The organism is Tautonia sp. JC769, assembly GCF_040717455.1.
Lineage (GTDB): Bacteria > Planctomycetota > Planctomycetia > Isosphaerales > Isosphaeraceae > Tautonia.
Map to the genome: position 1 here is coordinate 323350 of NZ_JBFEFH010000005.1, position 15887 is coordinate 339236.

General features: G+C 71.2%; 11 protein-coding genes. 5 read left to right on the plus strand and 6 right to left on the minus strand.

The window, feature by feature from the left end; genetic code table 11:
* Positions 1 to 6 precede the first annotated feature (6 nt).
* The 3 genes from AB1L88_RS08065 to AB1L88_RS08075 form a co-directional block, all read right to left on the minus strand.
* Positions 7 to 567 carry a hypothetical protein gene (locus AB1L88_RS08065; RefSeq protein ID WP_367096129.1) on the minus strand — a complete coding sequence of 187 codons (561 nt, stop codon included), beginning with the start codon at positions 565 to 567 and terminating at the stop codon, positions 7 to 9.
* 138 nt (positions 568 to 705) lie between these two features.
* The gene (locus AB1L88_RS08070; RefSeq protein ID WP_367096130.1) at positions 706 to 2820 is read right to left on the minus strand and encodes a mechanosensitive ion channel domain-containing protein; all 2115 of its coding nucleotides are present in this window, start codon (positions 2818 to 2820) and stop codon (positions 706 to 708) included.
* A 189-nt stretch (positions 2821 to 3009) separates the two neighbouring features.
* Entirely contained in the window at positions 3010 to 6135 is a 3126-nt protein-coding gene (locus tag AB1L88_RS08075; protein WP_367096131.1) for a glycosyl hydrolase family 38, read from the minus strand.
* Positions 6136 to 6523: 388 nt separating this feature from the next.
* On the opposite strand from AB1L88_RS08075, the gene AB1L88_RS08080 reads away from it, so the two are divergent.
* The 4 genes from AB1L88_RS08080 (at position 6524) to AB1L88_RS08095 (ending at position 12680) form a co-directional block, all read left to right on the plus strand.
* Positions 6524 to 7258, plus strand: a complete 735-nt coding sequence (locus tag AB1L88_RS08080) for a CbrC family protein (protein ID WP_367096132.1) — start codon at positions 6524 to 6526, stop codon at positions 7256 to 7258.
* 182 nt (positions 7259 to 7440) lie between these two features.
* Positions 7441 to 8847, plus strand: coding sequence for a hypothetical protein (locus AB1L88_RS08085; protein WP_367096133.1), 1407 nt, complete (start codon positions 7441 to 7443; stop codon positions 8845 to 8847).
* Between the two features lie 523 nt (positions 8848 to 9370).
* The gene (locus tag AB1L88_RS08090; protein WP_367096134.1) at positions 9371 to 11350 is read left to right on the plus strand and encodes a redoxin domain-containing protein; all 1980 of its coding nucleotides are present in this window, start codon (positions 9371 to 9373) and stop codon (positions 11348 to 11350) included.
* Positions 11351 to 11636: 286 nt separating this feature from the next.
* The gene (locus AB1L88_RS08095; RefSeq protein WP_367096135.1) at positions 11637 to 12680 is read left to right on the plus strand and encodes a tetratricopeptide repeat protein; all 1044 of its coding nucleotides are present in this window, start codon (positions 11637 to 11639) and stop codon (positions 12678 to 12680) included.
* 171 nt (positions 12681 to 12851) lie between these two features.
* Here AB1L88_RS08095 and AB1L88_RS08100 read toward each other — a convergent pair whose 3' ends face one another.
* On the minus strand, positions 12852 to 13805 hold the full coding sequence (locus AB1L88_RS08100; RefSeq protein WP_367096136.1) for a hypothetical protein: 954 nt from the start codon (positions 13803 to 13805) through the stop codon (positions 12852 to 12854).
* A 209-nt stretch (positions 13806 to 14014) separates the two neighbouring features.
* Here AB1L88_RS08100 and AB1L88_RS08105 point away from each other — a divergent pair, with 209 nt between their 5' ends.
* Complete coding sequence (locus AB1L88_RS08105; protein ID WP_367096137.1) at positions 14015 to 14716, plus strand: metallophosphoesterase family protein; 702 nt, start codon at positions 14015 to 14017, stop codon at positions 14714 to 14716.
* A 46-nt stretch (positions 14717 to 14762) separates the two neighbouring features.
* Here AB1L88_RS08105 and AB1L88_RS08110 read toward each other — a convergent pair whose 3' ends face one another.
* Both AB1L88_RS08110 and AB1L88_RS08115 read right to left on the minus strand, forming a co-directional pair.
* Positions 14763 to 15230, minus strand: coding sequence for a hypothetical protein (locus AB1L88_RS08110; protein WP_367096138.1), 468 nt, complete (start codon positions 15228 to 15230; stop codon positions 14763 to 14765).
* A 130-nt stretch (positions 15231 to 15360) separates the two neighbouring features.
* On the minus strand, positions 15361 to 15756 hold the full coding sequence (locus tag AB1L88_RS08115) for a bifunctional nuclease family protein (RefSeq protein ID WP_235905357.1): 396 nt from the start codon (positions 15754 to 15756) through the stop codon (positions 15361 to 15363).
* Positions 15757 to 15887: the final 131 nt, after the last annotated feature.

Here is a 15887-nt window from a genome sequence, read left to right on the forward strand (position 1 = left end):
GGGGGTTTATTGCGACGTCTTCATCGACTGGAGCATGGCCCGGAACGCCGGCCCGGCCTCCTGCACGGTCTTGTCGGGGCCGACGAGCTTGAAGAAGTAGCCGGTCTGGGGGGTCGTGTAGATGCCGCCGATCAGGCGGAAGTCCGGCTCGTCGACCGGCGTCGGGATCTGGGTCCGGTAGCGGCCGGCGGCCTCGACGACCGTGATCTCGGCGTCGCCGGCCTTGATCGTCTCGGTCTCGATCTCGGGGTTCCCGCCGTCCTCGGTGGTGAACTGCTGCTGCCAGCGCCGGACGTTCATCTGCACCGTGCCGGCGCCGCCGGGGAAGGCGAAGAGGACCAGCTCGCCGGGCTTGTCGTCCCCCTCGACCGGCGGGATGGCGATCTCCAGCAGGCGCATCTGGCTGCGCGGTTGGTTCACCTTCCAGGAGGCCGGGGCCTCGAACGACAGCCCACCGGCCTTGACCGTCTGCGTTTCTTCGGCCTTGGCCTCCTGGGCCTGCGAGGCCGGGGCCAGGGCGAGCATCAATCCCATCGAGGCGAGGGTCGCGAGGGTCGGGCGATTCACGGTGCGAACTCCCTGAGAGCAATCGGTTGCGGAAGACCACGGACGTCGGGCGGCGGGCCGATCCGAATGGACCGCCCGCCTCCCGAGCCGCATTGTACGCCATCCCGCGTCCCGAATCACACCGTCGCCGCCGAGCGGCTAACGCCGTGCCGCACTGTCCGGCATGGCGCGACCGGCGACGATGATGTCGTCCCCTCCGCCCAGATGCGGCTCGTGCGGCAAGTGGGCGTGCCCCTCGTCGTGCACGTGGTAGAGGGTCCGGTGGGGGAACGGGATCGAGATGCCCTGCTCGTCGAACGTGTTCTTGAGCCGGCGGAGCAGCTCTCGCTTGACGGTCCACTGCTGCAAGGGGCGGGTCTTGATGAAGAACTTGATCATCACCGCCGAGTCGGCGAACGCGTCGACGCCGAGCATCGTCGGGTCTTCGAGGATCAGCATCCGGAACTGGGGGTCCTGCCGGAGTTCCTTGCCGACCTGCATGATCACCTCCATCACCCGGTCGACGTTCTCCTTGTACGCGACGCCGACCTCGAACAGGGCACGCGACCAGCCATGCGTCATGTTCGTGACCTTGGTGATCTCGCCGTTCGGGACGAAGTGGACACACCCCTCCAGGTCGCGCAGGACCGTCACCCGCAGGGTGATCGCCTCGACCTGCCCGGCGATCCCCTGGATCCGGATCACGTCGTTGAGCTTGTATTGATTCTCGAGGAGGATGACGAACCCGTAGAAGAAGTCTCGAATCAAATTCTGAGCACCGAACGCGATCGCCAGGCCGAGCACCGCCGCACCGCCGAGCAGCGGCCCGACCGGCACCCCCAGCTCCTGGAAGATCATCAGGATGCCGCCGACGACGACCGCGACCGAGGCGGCGTTGTCGAAGACCCCCACGAGGGTCGAGACCCGGTGCTCCTTCTCGGCCGTCGACCCCCGCTGACCGCGCTGGCTCATCAGGGTCACGATCCGCCGGCTGATCAGCCGAGAGCCCCAGCGGAGCAGGAGCATCCCGAGGATGATCGCGACGATATTCACCCCGTGGCGCAAGGTCCAGTTGATGAGATTCTCCGGGGCGAACGGGTTCTCCATCCGCTTCAGGATCGACTCGGCCTCGGAGAACTGCGAGCGGGCCGTCTCGGCCCGCCAGCGGGCGATCTGCAGCTGGGAGGCGATCTCGATCCGCTCGGCCTGGAGCCGGTTGACCTCGTCGCTGTGCTGGCGGGACTCGGCGCGGGCCTGGAGCAGCCGCCGCTCGTTCTCTCGGATCCGGCCCTGAAGCTCCCGCAGCTCGCCGCCGTCGGCGCCGCCGAAGAGCTTGTCCTGGTAGGAGCGGGCCAGCTCGGTCCCGTTGGCCTCGGCGTTGTCGATCGTGCGGCGGGCGGTCTCCAGCACCTGCTCTTCGTTGCGGATCTGCTCGTCGATGGTGCGGAGCCGATCGGTCAGGTCGTCGACCTCGGTCTCCGCCTGTTCCAGCAAGGTGGCCGAGGTTTGGGCGGCTTCCCGGGCCTCCTTCAGCTTCGGGTCGTTCGGATTGGGCCCGAAGGTGGGGCGGACCGCCAGGTCCTTGCCCCCGGCCCCGGCCAGCTCGCCGAGGTCCGGGAGCCCCGGGATCGAGGCCGCCGGCTCGCTCGGCGCGGCGTCCGGCTCCTCCGCGGCGGCCGGGGCGGCCGCGGCGGGGGCGGGCGACGGCTCGGCCGCCTCTGCGGGGGCGGGCGCGTCTTTCGGCTGCTCGCCCAGCAACCGCTTCAGGGCCTGATCGCTCTGGCGGAGCTTCGTCTCCAGGGTGGCGATCTGCTCGTTGAAGGTCTTCAGGGCCGTGGCGGCCAGCTCCCGACGCTCATCGGCCAGGGCCCGGGAACGCTCGAGGGCCTCGAGGTCCTCGGCCTGTTCCTCGGTCGGCAGCTCCTTCTCCTTGAGATCGGCCACTTGCTCGGCAAGCTCGCGGTGCTGCTGATCGATGGCCTGGAACTCGGTGTTGGCCCGGTCGACCTCGGCCCGGGCGGCCTCGACCTCCGAGCGGACCGCCTCCAGCCGCTTCGTATCCTCGGCGATCGAGGCCGAGAGCTGGGCGATCTGCTCTCCGGCGTTCGGGGTCGAGAGCGGGCCCGGGGCGGGCGGCGGCGGCGAAGGCGTCGGGGCGGCCGTCGGGGCCTGTTCGGCCGGAGGCTGAGACTCGGTCGACTCGGCGAACGCCGGACGCGAAGGGCCGAACGCCCAACAGACTGAGAGGGCCGTCAGGATCAGGACGCGAGCCATGCGCCGGGCCTCCTTGCCGCGGTCGAGGTCGAGATGCGAGGTTCGGGGCGAGCCCCCCGACGTCGGGGAAGCCCCGGGCCGATCGGCGTCGGCCCCGGGTCCCTCGGGATCGGTGCGATCGGCCCGAGCCGATCGTCGGGGCTCGGGCCGCGGCCCTTCATCATCGGGTTCCGGCGGATTGCGTCAACGTCAACCCAGGGTGACGACCACCCGGGCCAGCTCGTGGGGGGTCAGGTCGAGCTGGACGGCGTCCCCCTGGATGGACAGCTCGACGATCCGCTCGTCGTGGAAGTCGGTCTGGCGGGCCGAGATCGGCTCGCGGAAGAGGCGGAGCTTGCAGCGGACCGACCGCCCCCCGGTCTCGAGCAGGTGGAAGGCCAGGCCGCGCCCCTCGCCGCCGTCGAGGATGACCGGCTCGACCCGGGTCACTGCCACCGACTTGGCGTCGAGGTGGAAGAACCAGCCGACCGGCCCTGATCGCGGCGGCCCTCCGCCCGTCGGCACCAATGCGGGAGGCGAGAGCAGGTCGAGCGCCGCCTGGAACGGGTGCTCCAGGTCGAGCGCGATCCCCATGCGGAAGGTCCGCTCCGACTCCCGGCCGGCGACGAGCAGGGTGTCGAGCATCCGCTGCCCGTGTCTCTGGTGGTGGGCCAGGCCGCCGAACAGCAGGGCCGTGTGCTGGCGTCGGGCGGTGATGTCGAGGACCTCGGCGGTTTCAGGTCGATCGGCGGTGGTCGATTGCAGACCGAGCATCGAGGAACGCCGGAGCGTGGCGTTGGCGTCGGGCCAGGCCCAACGACTGGCCAGATACTTCGACCAGCCCGGGCCATCGGCGATCGAGGCGAGCCAGGCGTCGTCGAGGTCCGACAGCTCGATCTCCAGCTCCAGCACCGGCCGGCCGCTCCAGAGGCGGAAGCGCTGGCGGAAGGAGGCGAGCGGGCGGTCCTCGATCGGGTGGAGGATCTGGCCGGTCGAGACCGCCTGGACGAGGGCCGGGCCCCCGTACTCGACCTCGAGCGCCGAGGCCTTCATCCGGGAGTGCCGCATCTGCCCCTTCTTGTCGGGCTGGCTGACGCCGGCAATGACGAGCTGCTGGCCGAGACGAGGGTCCTCGTCGTTGGCCCCCATCAGGGATCGGATGCCCCCGGTCGCCTCGTCAATCTCCAGGCGGAGCATCTCGTTGCGGAGGACCCTGCCCCTCGCGTTGACCGTCTCGGACATCCCCGGCGGCACGGCGGACGAGCCGGCGTCGCGGGGGATCCAGGCGTAGCCGAACCCGGCCAGGGTGACGACCGCCTCGGTCCCCCTGGCGGTGAACTGCGAGGCCCGGACCGGCCCTTCGCTCGGCGGCGGATTCGAGACGTCGGGCAGGACGACCGAGACGCGGCGGGGGATCGAGAGCGGGTTGAGGATCAGGGCCCCCCCCTGCTCCATCGCCTCCGAGCCGTTCCCCTCGGGGGCGCCGGCCGGGGGGACGACGCGGCGGGCGGCCTCGGCGGACCACTGCGATTCGAGGCCGGCGATGGCGGCCTCGGCCTCGTCGAGCTTCCCGGTCTCGAGCAGGCGCTCGGCCTCGGCCACGGCGGAGGACCCGGCCGGGAGCGGCCCCTCCTCGTCGGCCAACGGCTCGCCGACGAAGTCGAGGGCCGCGGCCAGCGACCGGAAGCTATCGACCAGGTCGAGCCGGGCGCGGAGCCGCAGGTGCCTGGCCCGCCGCCCGATCGGGCTCGGGTCGCCCCGAGAGACGGCCTGATCCAGGTACGGGGTGGCGTACTGGTCGAGCTTCGGGCGGAGGACCTCGTACGGCCGGTCGGTCAGGTGGAAGTAGTCGCCGATGGTCGCCCAGCGGGCGAGGACGGGGGAGTAGGTGGCCGATCGCCTCAGGTCGCGGAACCAATCGGCCACCTGGTTCGGCCAGTGGACGAGGCCGAGCGTCGCCACGTGGTCATCCCGCATCGACCGGGCCATCTCCCAGGCGAGCGTCAGCGCGGTGGCGTTGCGGTCGGCGGCCAGCGGGGGACGGGTGAGGGATTCGAGGTTGGCCCCCTCGGGAGACTCCCAGAGCCGTTTCGACTCCCGGGAGACGGGGAAGGTCCCGTCGTCGAAGGCGAGATGGAGGGCGTAGCGGAACCCGAACCGCTTGGCGACCTGCGGGCGCATCGGGTACAGGGCGAAGCGGCGGCCGGCGAGCGTCTCGACCGTGCGGTCGTCGAGGTGCTTGCGGTAGGTGGCCGCCCCCTCGCGGAACTGCCAGAGGACCGTCTCGACCGGACGGAGCCCCTCGCCCGTCTCGGCGAAGGGGCCGCCGACGACGTCGGCCCACCCCTCGTCGATCGCCGAGCGGAGGCGGGCGACGTCCTCCGGGTTCTTCTCGGCGAGAGCCGCGACGGCCTGGGCCGGGGCGAGGATCGTGAACGGCGTGCGGGCCTCCAGGGGGTCGGCCAGGGCGTCGGCGGGGCTCGCCACGTCGAGCAGGTGCAGGTCGACCGCGAAGGAATCGACCGGGTAATACCGCTCTCGGGACTCGGTGAGCAGCTCGAAGGCGGCCCGGAGGCGATTGACAGCCCCCGTCGCGTCGCCCGATTGCCAGGCTTTGGCCCCGCCGATCGCCTCCCGGGAGAGGCTGGCGGCGTCGAGGCAATCGACGTGCTCCATGCCGATCGTCAGGTCTCGGACCCACCAGCGACAGGAGCCGAGGGCGTAGAAGTCTCCCACGGTCGGGTCGTCGCCCGGGCCGAGTTCGGCCCCCGGTTCGATCGCCTCGAGGATCAGGCGGGCGAGGCCGTCGCGGTCCGATTCCCCGGCCTCGATGGCCAGGACCGGCACGCCGATCTCCGACGCCCGCTCTCGGTAGCCGTAATCGACGTACCCCACGCCCCTGCCGGCGATCAGGCGGACCTCGCCCGGCGCGGGGGTGCCGGGGGCCTCGGCGTCCTCGACCGCCGGGATCTCGTCGAGCCGGGCGAGGATGCTCGGGTGCCAGGCGGCGGAGACGGCCGACCAGACGATCAGGGCCTCGGCCTCGTCGACCGGGTCCTCGGGCCGCCGGCCGCTGTCGGCGATCATGACCACGACCCGACGCCTCGGGCCGCTCGGCTCCGGCTCGGGCTCCGGCTCCGGCTCCCGAGCCGCCTCAGGCCGGCCCGCCTGCTCCTCGGGAGGCGGCGCCGCCGGCCCGGAATCGCCATCGCGGGCCGGGGCGATCGCCTCGACCGTCGCCCCTCCCTCCGGATCGCCGGTGACGGGCGGGCTGGCCGGGGCGGGGTTCGGGTTCGGGTTCGGGTCGTCCGGAGAGTGCTCGGGGTCGGTCGCCATCGCGGGATCGCCTTGCTCGGTCGGAACGGGACGCGGTGCGGTTGCGGGTGCGGGTGAGGGTGCAGGCTCGCAGGGCGAGCGGGCCAGGCGCCGCATCATACCAGACGCGCGCCCCTCGATGCGCCGGGGGTGCGCTCCTCGGTGCGCCGTTTCGTGCGCGCCCGGTGCGGCATCGCGTACGGGGCGTCTCGCGAGGAAACAGACCCCGAGGAGATGAGTTGCGCCAGGTGCCCCCCGGTTCGTCGGGGGCAGTCACCCGGGCAGGAGAATTCCGAGGCGCCATCTGCCCCCGGCCGCGGAGTGGCCTGGAACCGGGGCTCGGGCGTCGAGTAGGGTGATCGGGCTTGCCGCCGGGGGATCTCCGCGTTCGACCGACCAGGATCGACTCATGCCGACCTTCTCCGACCTCGGAATCCCGTTCCCGCTCTTCGAGGCGCCGGCCGAGGAGGCGAGCGATTACGAGGGGATCGCCTCCTGCCGGCTCTGCGGGGGCGAGGGGAAGCACTGCTTCGAGGCCGAAGTCCTGATCCAGCCGTGCTCGTCGTGCGGGGCGGCGGTGGGCCATTACTTCGAGGCTCGACGCGATGTCCCCTGCCGGGCGTGCGGCACGACCATGGCATTCCCGGAGGCGCTGAGGGAGAAGAAGAGGCTGCTCGCCTGCTACGACTGCCTCCGGGCCGGCAAGGCGGCGATCGGCAAGGACACCGAGTTCGGCGCCGTCTGCTGGGAGGAAGCCGCGCAGGGGGTCACGCACGGCGTGCCGGGATTGCGGACCGAGCAGTTCGAACGCGTCCCGATCGAGCCTGAGGAAGACTGGTACGGCGTCCGGATCCCGGGCGAGCACCTCTGGGAATTGCTCCGGACGCCCCGCTTCCATTCCTGGCAGGGGGAACGATGGCTCTTCTGCTGCCGCGAGCCGATGGCCTATCTCGGCGGCTGGCAGGACGCCCTGGAATCGCTCCGGCCCGAGGACCCGGCCGCCTTCTTCGACGCGATGTTCGACCCCGACGACGAGGCGAGGGCCTGGGGCTTCGAGTCGTTCGAGCCGGGACATTCCTCCTGCCTGTACGTCTATCGCTGCCGGACGTGCGACCGCCGCCGGGCGACCTGGGATTGCGATTGAGGCGGCCGACACCCCGCCGCCGGCCGCCGGTCGACCGCCGGGGCACGGCCGGATTCGGATCCGCCCGCCCGATCCGGCGCAGCCCCCTCCTGGCGGCATTTCTCCCGTGACCCTGGCCGTCCGAGCGGGTACGATCGGCCCGTCGGCCCGTCGAAGCCGCGTTTCTCTTCACGAGGAGGGGCATGATGACTCGGATCAGCGTCGCGGGGCTGGTGGCGGCGGTTGGGTGTGTCGCGATGGCCGGGGACGCGGGGGCGGAGGGCCCGGCGGCGCGGTATGCGATCGTCGTCAAGCAGGAGGTGGCGGCCGGCCCCTGGGGGGACGTCGTCGGGGCGCTCGAGGCGAAGCACGGCGGGGAGGTCTTCACCTACGACGCGTCGCCCGAGGAGGTCCGCGAGCGGGTGGGGGCCTATCGGCCCCGCTACGTCTGCTTCGTCTGCGAGCCGACCGAGGATTTCCCGGAGTTCGCCCTGACGGCCAACGCCTTCTGCCGGGCCCTCGACGACGACCCGTACGTCGATGCGATCTGGGGGATCCTGACCGGGTTCGATGCGGCCCATGCGCTCGAACTGGCCTCGGCAGAGCCGGTCGTCATCCGCAATGCCTTCACGAAGACCCTCGGCACCTGGCTCGACTGGGTCCCCGAGGGGACCTACGTGACGGAATGGACCCGGGACCGGGGCGAGGTGGGGGAGAAGGCGGCCGGCTCCCCCTTCACGATCACCTCGGGGGGCCCGACCAGCGACGCCGACGACGCCCGCCACGTCCACGGGCTGCTCTCGGCCGATCCGTTCGACCTGATCATCGGGTCGGGCCACGGCGGCCATCACAACTGGATGCTCATGTACCCCCGGGGCGAAGGCTACCTGACGGCCCGGGACGGCCGGTTCACCATGACCGCCCCCGGCGTGGACCTGCCCCTGATCGCGTCGAGGCCGAAGGTCTACTGGGCCGTCGGCAACTGCCTGACCGGCGTGGTCAACTCGGGGCGGAACAGCTTCGAGGATTCCTATGCCCTGACCTGGATGAAGAACGGGGCCAGGCAGTACATCGGCGCGGTCCAGTCGACCTGGTACGAGCTGAACTGGAACATGGCCGACTGGTTCCTGAAACAGGAGGGGCGGTGGACGTTCGCCGAGTCGTTGTTCCTGCTCCGGCAGTGGTCGCAGTACCTGCTCGATGAGGAGGTCGTCTCCGGCCGGGATCGCCAGGGGACCGAGTTCACCGACGGGATTTTCGTCCTGTACGGCGACCCCGCCCTGGAGGCCCGGGTCGAGCCCGCCCGCGAGCCGGCCCTGGCCGAATCGCTCGACGTCGACGAAACCGAGGATGACGACCTCGTGCGGATGACGTACCGCGTGACGGTGAACTTCGTCGGCGAGGGGAACAAGCGGACGGCCGAGCGGTTCGACGGCTGGCGGATCTTCAGCTACCTGCTGCCCGATCAGGTGACCGACGTCACGATCGAGGAGACCGATTTCTCCAGGGTCGTCGTGCCGGGCGAGACGATCATCTGGGACGCCGGCACGGGCCTGAAGGTCGGCGACGAGCGGTTCGTCACCTTCACCGCGAGGCGGCTGAACGACTGATCGAATCGGCCCGGATCGCACGCCGCTCCCGGCTGCCGGCCGGACCGATGACGCCCGAGGGTGACGAGCCGACCCCGCCCGGGCATCGAATCGGCTTCGGCGTCAACCTCGACTTCGACTTCGGCGATCGCCGCGGGCCCGTCCCGGACCGGACCGGTCCGATTGCAAGGGACGAGCCCGCGGCACCCTCCCCCCCTCTCTTTCCCCTTCCCCCTCCGTGGCACCTGTCGCCGCTGGTTTCGGATCCGACTGCCGGGCCTGTCGGGTGTCCGCCCCGGATCCGGACCGACCATTTCCGTCTCGGCCGGGCGAAACCGGAGGCAGGCCGGGCGGGTAACCCTCAACGGTACCGCCCGGGGGGCGCCGACCGGGATGTCGGGTCGCCGACCGGCCGGTGCCGAACCAGGCCAGGACACGGCCGAGCCGATCGGCGCCTGGGCTGGTCGGATGTGCCGACGGCTTGCTATCGTCTGGTTCCGATCTTCCGTCCCCTCTCCGCACGATTCGAATCGAGGAGCGCGACGTGAGTCTGCGAGTGCTGCGATGGTCCCTGCCGGCCCTGTTCCTGATGATCGCCCCGGCAACGGCCCCGACCGCGACCGCCTCCGACGGGGTGATCGGGCGGGGCGTCGGTGAGCGCGTCCCCGACTTCACCCTGCCCGATGCCCGGACCGGCGACCCGGTGTCGTTGTACGACTTCGAGGGCAAGAAGGCCGCCGTCCTCGTCTTCACCGGGATCGACTGCCCGATCGGCGACCTCTACATGCCCCGATTGGTCGCCCTCGCCGAGCGGTTCGAGCCGAAGGGGGTCGTCTTCCTGGCCATCAACTCCAACCGGAGCCAGTCGGCCGGCGAGATCGTCGCCCAGGCCGACGAGTTCGGCCTCCCCTTCCCGACCTTGAAGGACGAGGGGAACGAGGTGGCCGACCGGCTCCTGGCCGAGCGGACCTGCGAGGTCCTCGTGCTCGACGACGAGGCCGTGCTCCGCTACCGGGGGGCGATCGACGACCAGTACGGCTTCGGCTTCGCCCGGGACAACCCGACCCGCCCCTACCTGGCCGACGCCCTCGACGCCGTGCTCGACGGCCGACGGCCGGAGAACTCGGCTTCCTCCGTCGTCGGCTGCCCGATCGAGCGCGAGGAGGTCCGCGCCCAGGTCACCGACCTGATGAGCCTCGACGTCGCCGACCGCGTCGCCCGCCTGGTCGCCGCCGCCGACCGCGTCCGGCCCCCTTCGCCCGAGCTCGAGGCCGCCTGGGCCGAGGTCGCCCCCGACGCCGACGCCCTGATCGACGAGGTCGGCCCGGTGACCTACAGCAAGGACGTCGCGCCCATCATCCAGGCCAAATGCGAGGCCTGCCACCGCCCCGGGGAAGTCGGCCCGTTCCCCCTGACGACCTTCGAGGAGGTCGCCCGCCGCACCAACGGCATCCAGGAGGTCGTCGACCTGCGGCGGATGCCCCCCTGGCACGCCGACCCCCGCTTCCCCGAGGGGAACCACTTCGCCAACGACCGCAGCCTGACCGCCGAGGAGCGGGCCACCGTCCTCGCCTGGGTCGAGCAAGGCGCCCCCGAAGGGAACCCGGGCGACCTTCCCCCGCCCGCCGACTGGCCCGACGGCTGGATCGTCGGCGAGCCGGACATCGTCATCGAGATGCCCCGGCCGTATACGATCAAGGCCGAAGGCTTCGAGAGCTACCAGCGATTCACGGTCCCCCTCGACTTCGAGGAAGACGTCTGGGTGCAGGCGGCCGAGGCCCGGCCGACCAATCGCGAGGTCGTCCACCACATCATCGCCTACATCATCCCGCCGAAGGGGGACCGGGGGGGACGCGACCGCATCCACCTCTGCGGCTACGCCCCCGGCGAGATGCCCTCGCAGTACCCGAGCGGCACCGCCAAGCGCATCCCGGCCGGGTCGAGCCTGCTGTTCGAGCTGCACTACACGCCCATCGGCAAGGTGCGGATCGACCAGTCGAAGATCGGCCTCGTGCTGGCCAAAGAGCCGGTCGAACGCGAGGCGGTGACCATCGGCGTGGCCAACGCCCGGTTCAAGATCCCCCCCGGTGCGGGCCCGGACGCGTCGGAAGAGGCCGGCAACTACCCGGTCCGGTCCGACTTCACCTTCCCCCGAGAGGCCGAGCTGATCGCCTTCATGCCGCACATGCACCTGCGCGGCAAGTCGTTCCGCTACTCGGCGACCTACGCCGACGGTTCGAGCGAGACCCTGCTCGACGTGCCCACCTACGACTTCAACTGGCAGAGCTACTATTATCTGGATCGTCCCATGACGTTCCAGGCCGGCGACCGGATCGACTGCCTCGCCCACTTCGACAACTCTCCCGCGAACCCGGTCAACCCCGACCCCACCATCCCGGTCCGCTGGGGCGACCAGACCTGGGAAGAAATGATGATCGGCTACATCGACATCGCCCTGCCCCTCGACCCCGAGGAACGCCCCCGGGTCGACACGGTGGCGGCGGCCCCGGCGGCCTCCGATTGACCGACCGGGCGCCACCCGGTTCGATTCGACCCTCGACTGCCCCCGTTCCCGGACGACCGGCCGGGCCTTGCCCTCGTGCAACGGCCCGAGCCGGTCGTCGTGCGTTGCCCCGCTCCCCGGCCGGTCGTAGGATGAACGACACGGGGACCGACGCCCGACGACCCCCCGCGAGTCCCCGAGCGGGGAGGCCCCGATCGCCCGGGACGCCGCCCGGCCGCGGCACGAATCGCCCCCGATCGCCGGCCCCGTCCCTCGCCCGACGCGACACCACCCGGGAGTCCGATTGATGAATCGCCGCATTCCGATGCTTCTCTTGCTCGTGCCGGTGCTCGTCTCTCCCTCGCGGGCCTCGACGCCGCAGGACGACCGGGCGGCGCCCGAATCCGAGGCGGCCGCCCCCTCGGTGCCGCCGGCCTTCGAGCCGTACGCCCCGCTCATCGGCCGCTGGAACGGGCAGGCCGTCCCGGCCGACAACCCCCTGCGCGGCTGGCGCGAGTCGCACGAGTGGTCGTATGCCTTCGAGGGGGGCGAGCCGGTCGGGCTGGCCCTGACCATCGAGGGGGGCAAGGTCCTCAAGGCGGCCCGGCTCACCTTCGACGAGGCGTCCGAGACCTACCGCCTGGAAGGGACCGACCCCAACGGAAACGCGGTTGTTTATGTCGGCACCCGAGACGAGAAGACCAACGCCCTGACCCTCGACCGCTCCGGCCCGGCCGGCGACGACCGCCTGACGATCCGGCCCAACGCCAACGGCATCCGCTCCGACTTCTGGTTCGACCGCAAGGAGCCCGGCTCCCCCCAGTTCGCCCGCCTGATTCGGGCCAACCTCGGCAAGGAGGGGGAGACCTTCGCCGGCGGGGCCGCGGCCAAGGGGCCCGAGTGCATCGTGACCGGGGGCGCGGCCACGATCTCCGTCTCGGCCGGCGGCTCGACCTTCGCCGTCTGCTGCTCCGGTTGCCGCGACGAGGTGCTCGCCAACCCCGAGAAGTACGCCCGGAAGCTGCGGGCCTCGCTCGCTTCGCCGACACCGGCCGTTGAACCCGCCCCCTCCCCCTCACCCTCCCCGGCCCCGGCCCCGTCGCCCACCCCGACCGACGGCGCGGAGACTCCCCCGTCGCCGACACCGAGGCCGACGGCCGACGAACCCGCCCCCTCCGACGCCGAGACGCGCCGGAAGGCCGCGTCCTTGCTCCGGCTCGGCCAGTCGCTCGAACGCCAGGGGAAGGCCGACGGCGCCCTGACCTTCTACCGTCGCGTGGTGGCCGAGGCCCCGGGGACGCCCGAGGCCGCGACCGCCGCCGAGCGGATCAAGGCGCTCTCATCCGATTGAGCCACCACCCGGGTTGCGGGAGGATCGCCTTCCCAGGCCCCGCAACCACTGCGGGGCCGCTCCCTCGTCCCGGATCGCCTCAAACAGTCTCCTTCGGGTGCCGCCCGTCCGGGGGCGAACACGCGGCACCCGACGACGGGCCCCGAGGGACGTCATCCGGGCGATCCGGGATCAGTTGTCCTTCTTGGTCCTCGACTTCGGCCTCGGCTTCGCCTTCGCCTTCGCCTTCGACGAGCCCTTCGAGGATCGTGAGCTCGCGGCCTTCGACGATCCGCCGTCCTCGGCGGCCTCCTCGGCTTCGGCCTCGGCCTTGGCTTCGGCCTCGGCCTTGGCCTCGGCCTCCAGCGCGGCGCGGCGGGCCTGGGCCCTGGCGTGCTCCTGGGCCTCCAGCTCGTCGAGGATGTGCTGGGCGGGGGTGACGCGGATGTCGAGGCCGATCCGGGTGGTCCGGATCTTCCAGTCCCCTCGGTTCCAGCCGTCGATGATGCCGGAGGCCTCGAGCCGGTCGAACATCTGCTCGACGTAGGCCGGAACGCGGTCCTCGTACTCGGTCACGAGGTCGAGTTTGCGGCCGAAGAGGTTGAGGATGCCCCGGATCGTCGCCGGGCCGTGCCCCTGGATCCGCCGCTGGCCCTCGGGGCTGGCCGGGTCGGGGCCGTCGAGGGTCAGTTGCATCGACCGCAGGAGCTTGCCGAACTGGCTGAACCAGGACTTGCCGAAGCCGAAGTACTCCTTGTGGACGATCCTCAGCTCGTCGTCGTGGACGATCGCGGCCTGGTAGACGGCCTCGAGGTAGTTCTCGCCGTAGTCGGTCTGGAAGGCGATGTTGACCCCCTTGGCCAGGTGCTGCAGGGCCGCCGGGAGGCCGACCAGGCGGGGGTCGACGCTCAGGCCGATGTCGCGCAGGCCGCCGGCCTTGCGGGCGGTGATCGTCCCCCCGCCCGACTCGGCCGAGGCGGCGATCGCCACGTTGACCTCGTCGTTGTCCCGGGGGGCGTTGACCGGCGGCGTCGGAGCCATGTCAGTCCGGGACCGTCGCGACGGTCGAGACGCCGAGGCGTCGGCCGTCGCCTCGGCCGGTGAGGGGGATTCGGTCGCGGGGTCGTTCGATCGGGTGCGGGCCATCGGTCCGGCTCCGGTCTGCGGGAGGGCGGTGCGGGTCGGTGCGTAGCGGCGCGGGAGCGTGCATGACGCTCGGGGTCGATCGTCCCAGGCTATGAGAATGGCGAGGGCCATTCCAGGGGGCCGCGGCGTCACCATCGGGGAGGTCGGCTCGTAGAAGCATAATGAGTCGCATGCCAACGCCGCCAGGGACGCGCCAGCCTGAGCCCCCCATGCCCGGACGCCTATTCGCCCTCGGAGACATCCACGGTCACCCGGCCCCGCTCGACGTCCTGGTCGAGGCCGCCGGACTCGGCCCCGACGATACCCTGGTGACGCTGGGCGACTACGTCGACCGCGGGCCCAACAGCCGACGGGTGATCGACCGCCTGATCGCCCTCGAATCCCGATGCCATCTCGTCCCCCTGCGCGGCAATCACGACCTGATGTTCGCCCAGGCGTTGGAGGTCTTCGACGAGGATCCGAGGCGGCTCGTCAGCTTCTGGGACGAGCCGATGCTGAGCGTCTGGGCGCGTTGCGGGGGCCTGGACACGATCGAGTCGTACGGTTCGCTCGAGGAAGTGCCGCCGGAACACCGGGCCTTCCTCGGCCGGCTGGCCGACTGGCACGAGACGGAGAACCTGCTGTTCGTCCACGCCAACTACGACCCGATGCTGCCGATGGCCGGCCAGCCGCCAGACCTGCGGTACTGGACCTCCCTGCAGCATCACCTCCCGGACCGGCACTGCTCGGGTAAGACGGCGATCGTCGGCCACTCGTCGCAGAAGGACGGAGAGGTGCTCGACCTGGGCCACCTGATCTGCATCGACACCTACTGCTACGGCGGGGGGTGGCTCACCCTGCTCGACCTGAATTCGGGCCAGCTCTGGCAGGCCGACCGCCGGGGGCAGCTCCGGACCGTCCCGGCGACCTGATCGAGGGCGAGGGCGAGGGCGAGGCCGGAGAGGCCGGCTCCCCCGGCTAGATCCGCTCGCCGATGAGCACGGGCATGCGCCGGCTGCGGGTCATGATGTGGTAGTAGTGGGTGGACGGCTCGCAGATCATGTAGGCGACGGCGAGGCCCCGCTCGTCGGGGACGAGGATGCCGCGGATCCCCTGGCGGATGCGGTACCAGACCCCTTGCTCCAGGCCGAGCGTGGCGGGGATGTCGACCAGGATCGGCTCGGCATGCCGCCAGCCGCCCGACTCGACCGTCTCGCTCCAGGTCCAGCCGGTCCGGGGGAGGAAGCGGCTCTGCCCCCGGGAGTTCCCCCAGCGGACGACCTGCAGGCGGCCGTCGCGCCAGATGGGCAGGCGGGGGTCGCGGTCGCGGAAGAGGAACTGGACCTCGCGTTCCCCCCCGCGCTCATGGGCGCGACGCTCCAGCCGATGCCGCCCGATCAACTCCGTGGGCAGTTCGCTCCATGCCAGGGCAATCCCGACGCACATCGCCAGTGACGGGGGTCCTCGCGGAGTCCTTCCGGGCGGCCCGCATCCCCGAACGACGCGGGGCCGATCCAATCGACCCCGTGATGATCGCATGAACAGGACGGCGTGTCCAGGGGGTCCCGCCGATTGCTCAGCGGCCGGCCTCCTCGATCACCTCCTCGGAGACGTAGATCGGCGCGTCGACGGTCACCGCCACGGCGATCGCGTCGCTCGGGCGGCTGTCGACCTCGATCAGCTCCCCCTCGTGGCGGATGCGGAGCTGGGCGAAATACGTGTGATCGCGCAGGTCATTGATGTAGATATCCTGGATCTCGCCGCCGAGCTGCTCGACCGCCTTGGCCAGCAGGTCGTGGGTCAGGGGGCGAGGGGGAACGATCCCCCGGACGCGGCGGTCGATGCTCGTCGCCTCGAAGATGCCGATGACGATCGGAAAGGTCCGCTCGCCGCCGACCTCCTTGAGGTAGATGATCTGTTGCTCGCCGGTCTCGCTGATGATGATGCGCGACAGCGCCATCTGAACGGCCACGGCAAATGCCCCGTTTGGCCTGTGCGGGTGGGTTGGGCCAACGTCGGACCCTGACCGCCGCGTGTCCCAATCCGTTCCAGGACGATGATACGGGCGCCCTCCCCGCCGGTCAACGAGGAGGCCGGAGGAGC

What these genes read in the sequence shown, in the direction of transcription:
- AB1L88_RS08105 (WP_367096137.1), top strand. Translation starts at nt 14,015, where the DNA reads ATGCCCGGACGCCTATTCGCCCTCGGAGACATCCACGGTCACCCGGCC.
- AB1L88_RS08095 (WP_367096135.1), top strand. Translation starts at nt 11,637, where the DNA reads ATGAATCGCCGCATTCCGATGCTTCTCTTGCTCGTGCCGGTGCTCGTC.
- AB1L88_RS08100 (WP_367096136.1), bottom strand. Translation starts at nt 13,805, where the DNA reads ATGGCCCGCACCCGATCGAACGACCCCGCGACCGAATCCCCCTCACCG.
- AB1L88_RS08070 (WP_367096130.1), bottom strand. Translation starts at nt 2,820, where the DNA reads ATGGCTCGCGTCCTGATCCTGACGGCCCTCTCAGTCTGTTGGGCGTTC.
- AB1L88_RS08075 (WP_367096131.1), bottom strand. Translation starts at nt 6,135, where the DNA reads ATGGCGACCGACCCCGAGCACTCTCCGGACGACCCGAACCCGAACCCG.
- AB1L88_RS08110 (WP_367096138.1), bottom strand. Translation starts at nt 15,230, where the DNA reads ATGTGCGTCGGGATTGCCCTGGCATGGAGCGAACTGCCCACGGAGTTG.
- AB1L88_RS08080 (WP_367096132.1), top strand. Translation starts at nt 6,524, where the DNA reads ATGCCGACCTTCTCCGACCTCGGAATCCCGTTCCCGCTCTTCGAGGCG.
- AB1L88_RS08085 (WP_367096133.1), top strand. Translation starts at nt 7,441, where the DNA reads ATGATGACTCGGATCAGCGTCGCGGGGCTGGTGGCGGCGGTTGGGTGT.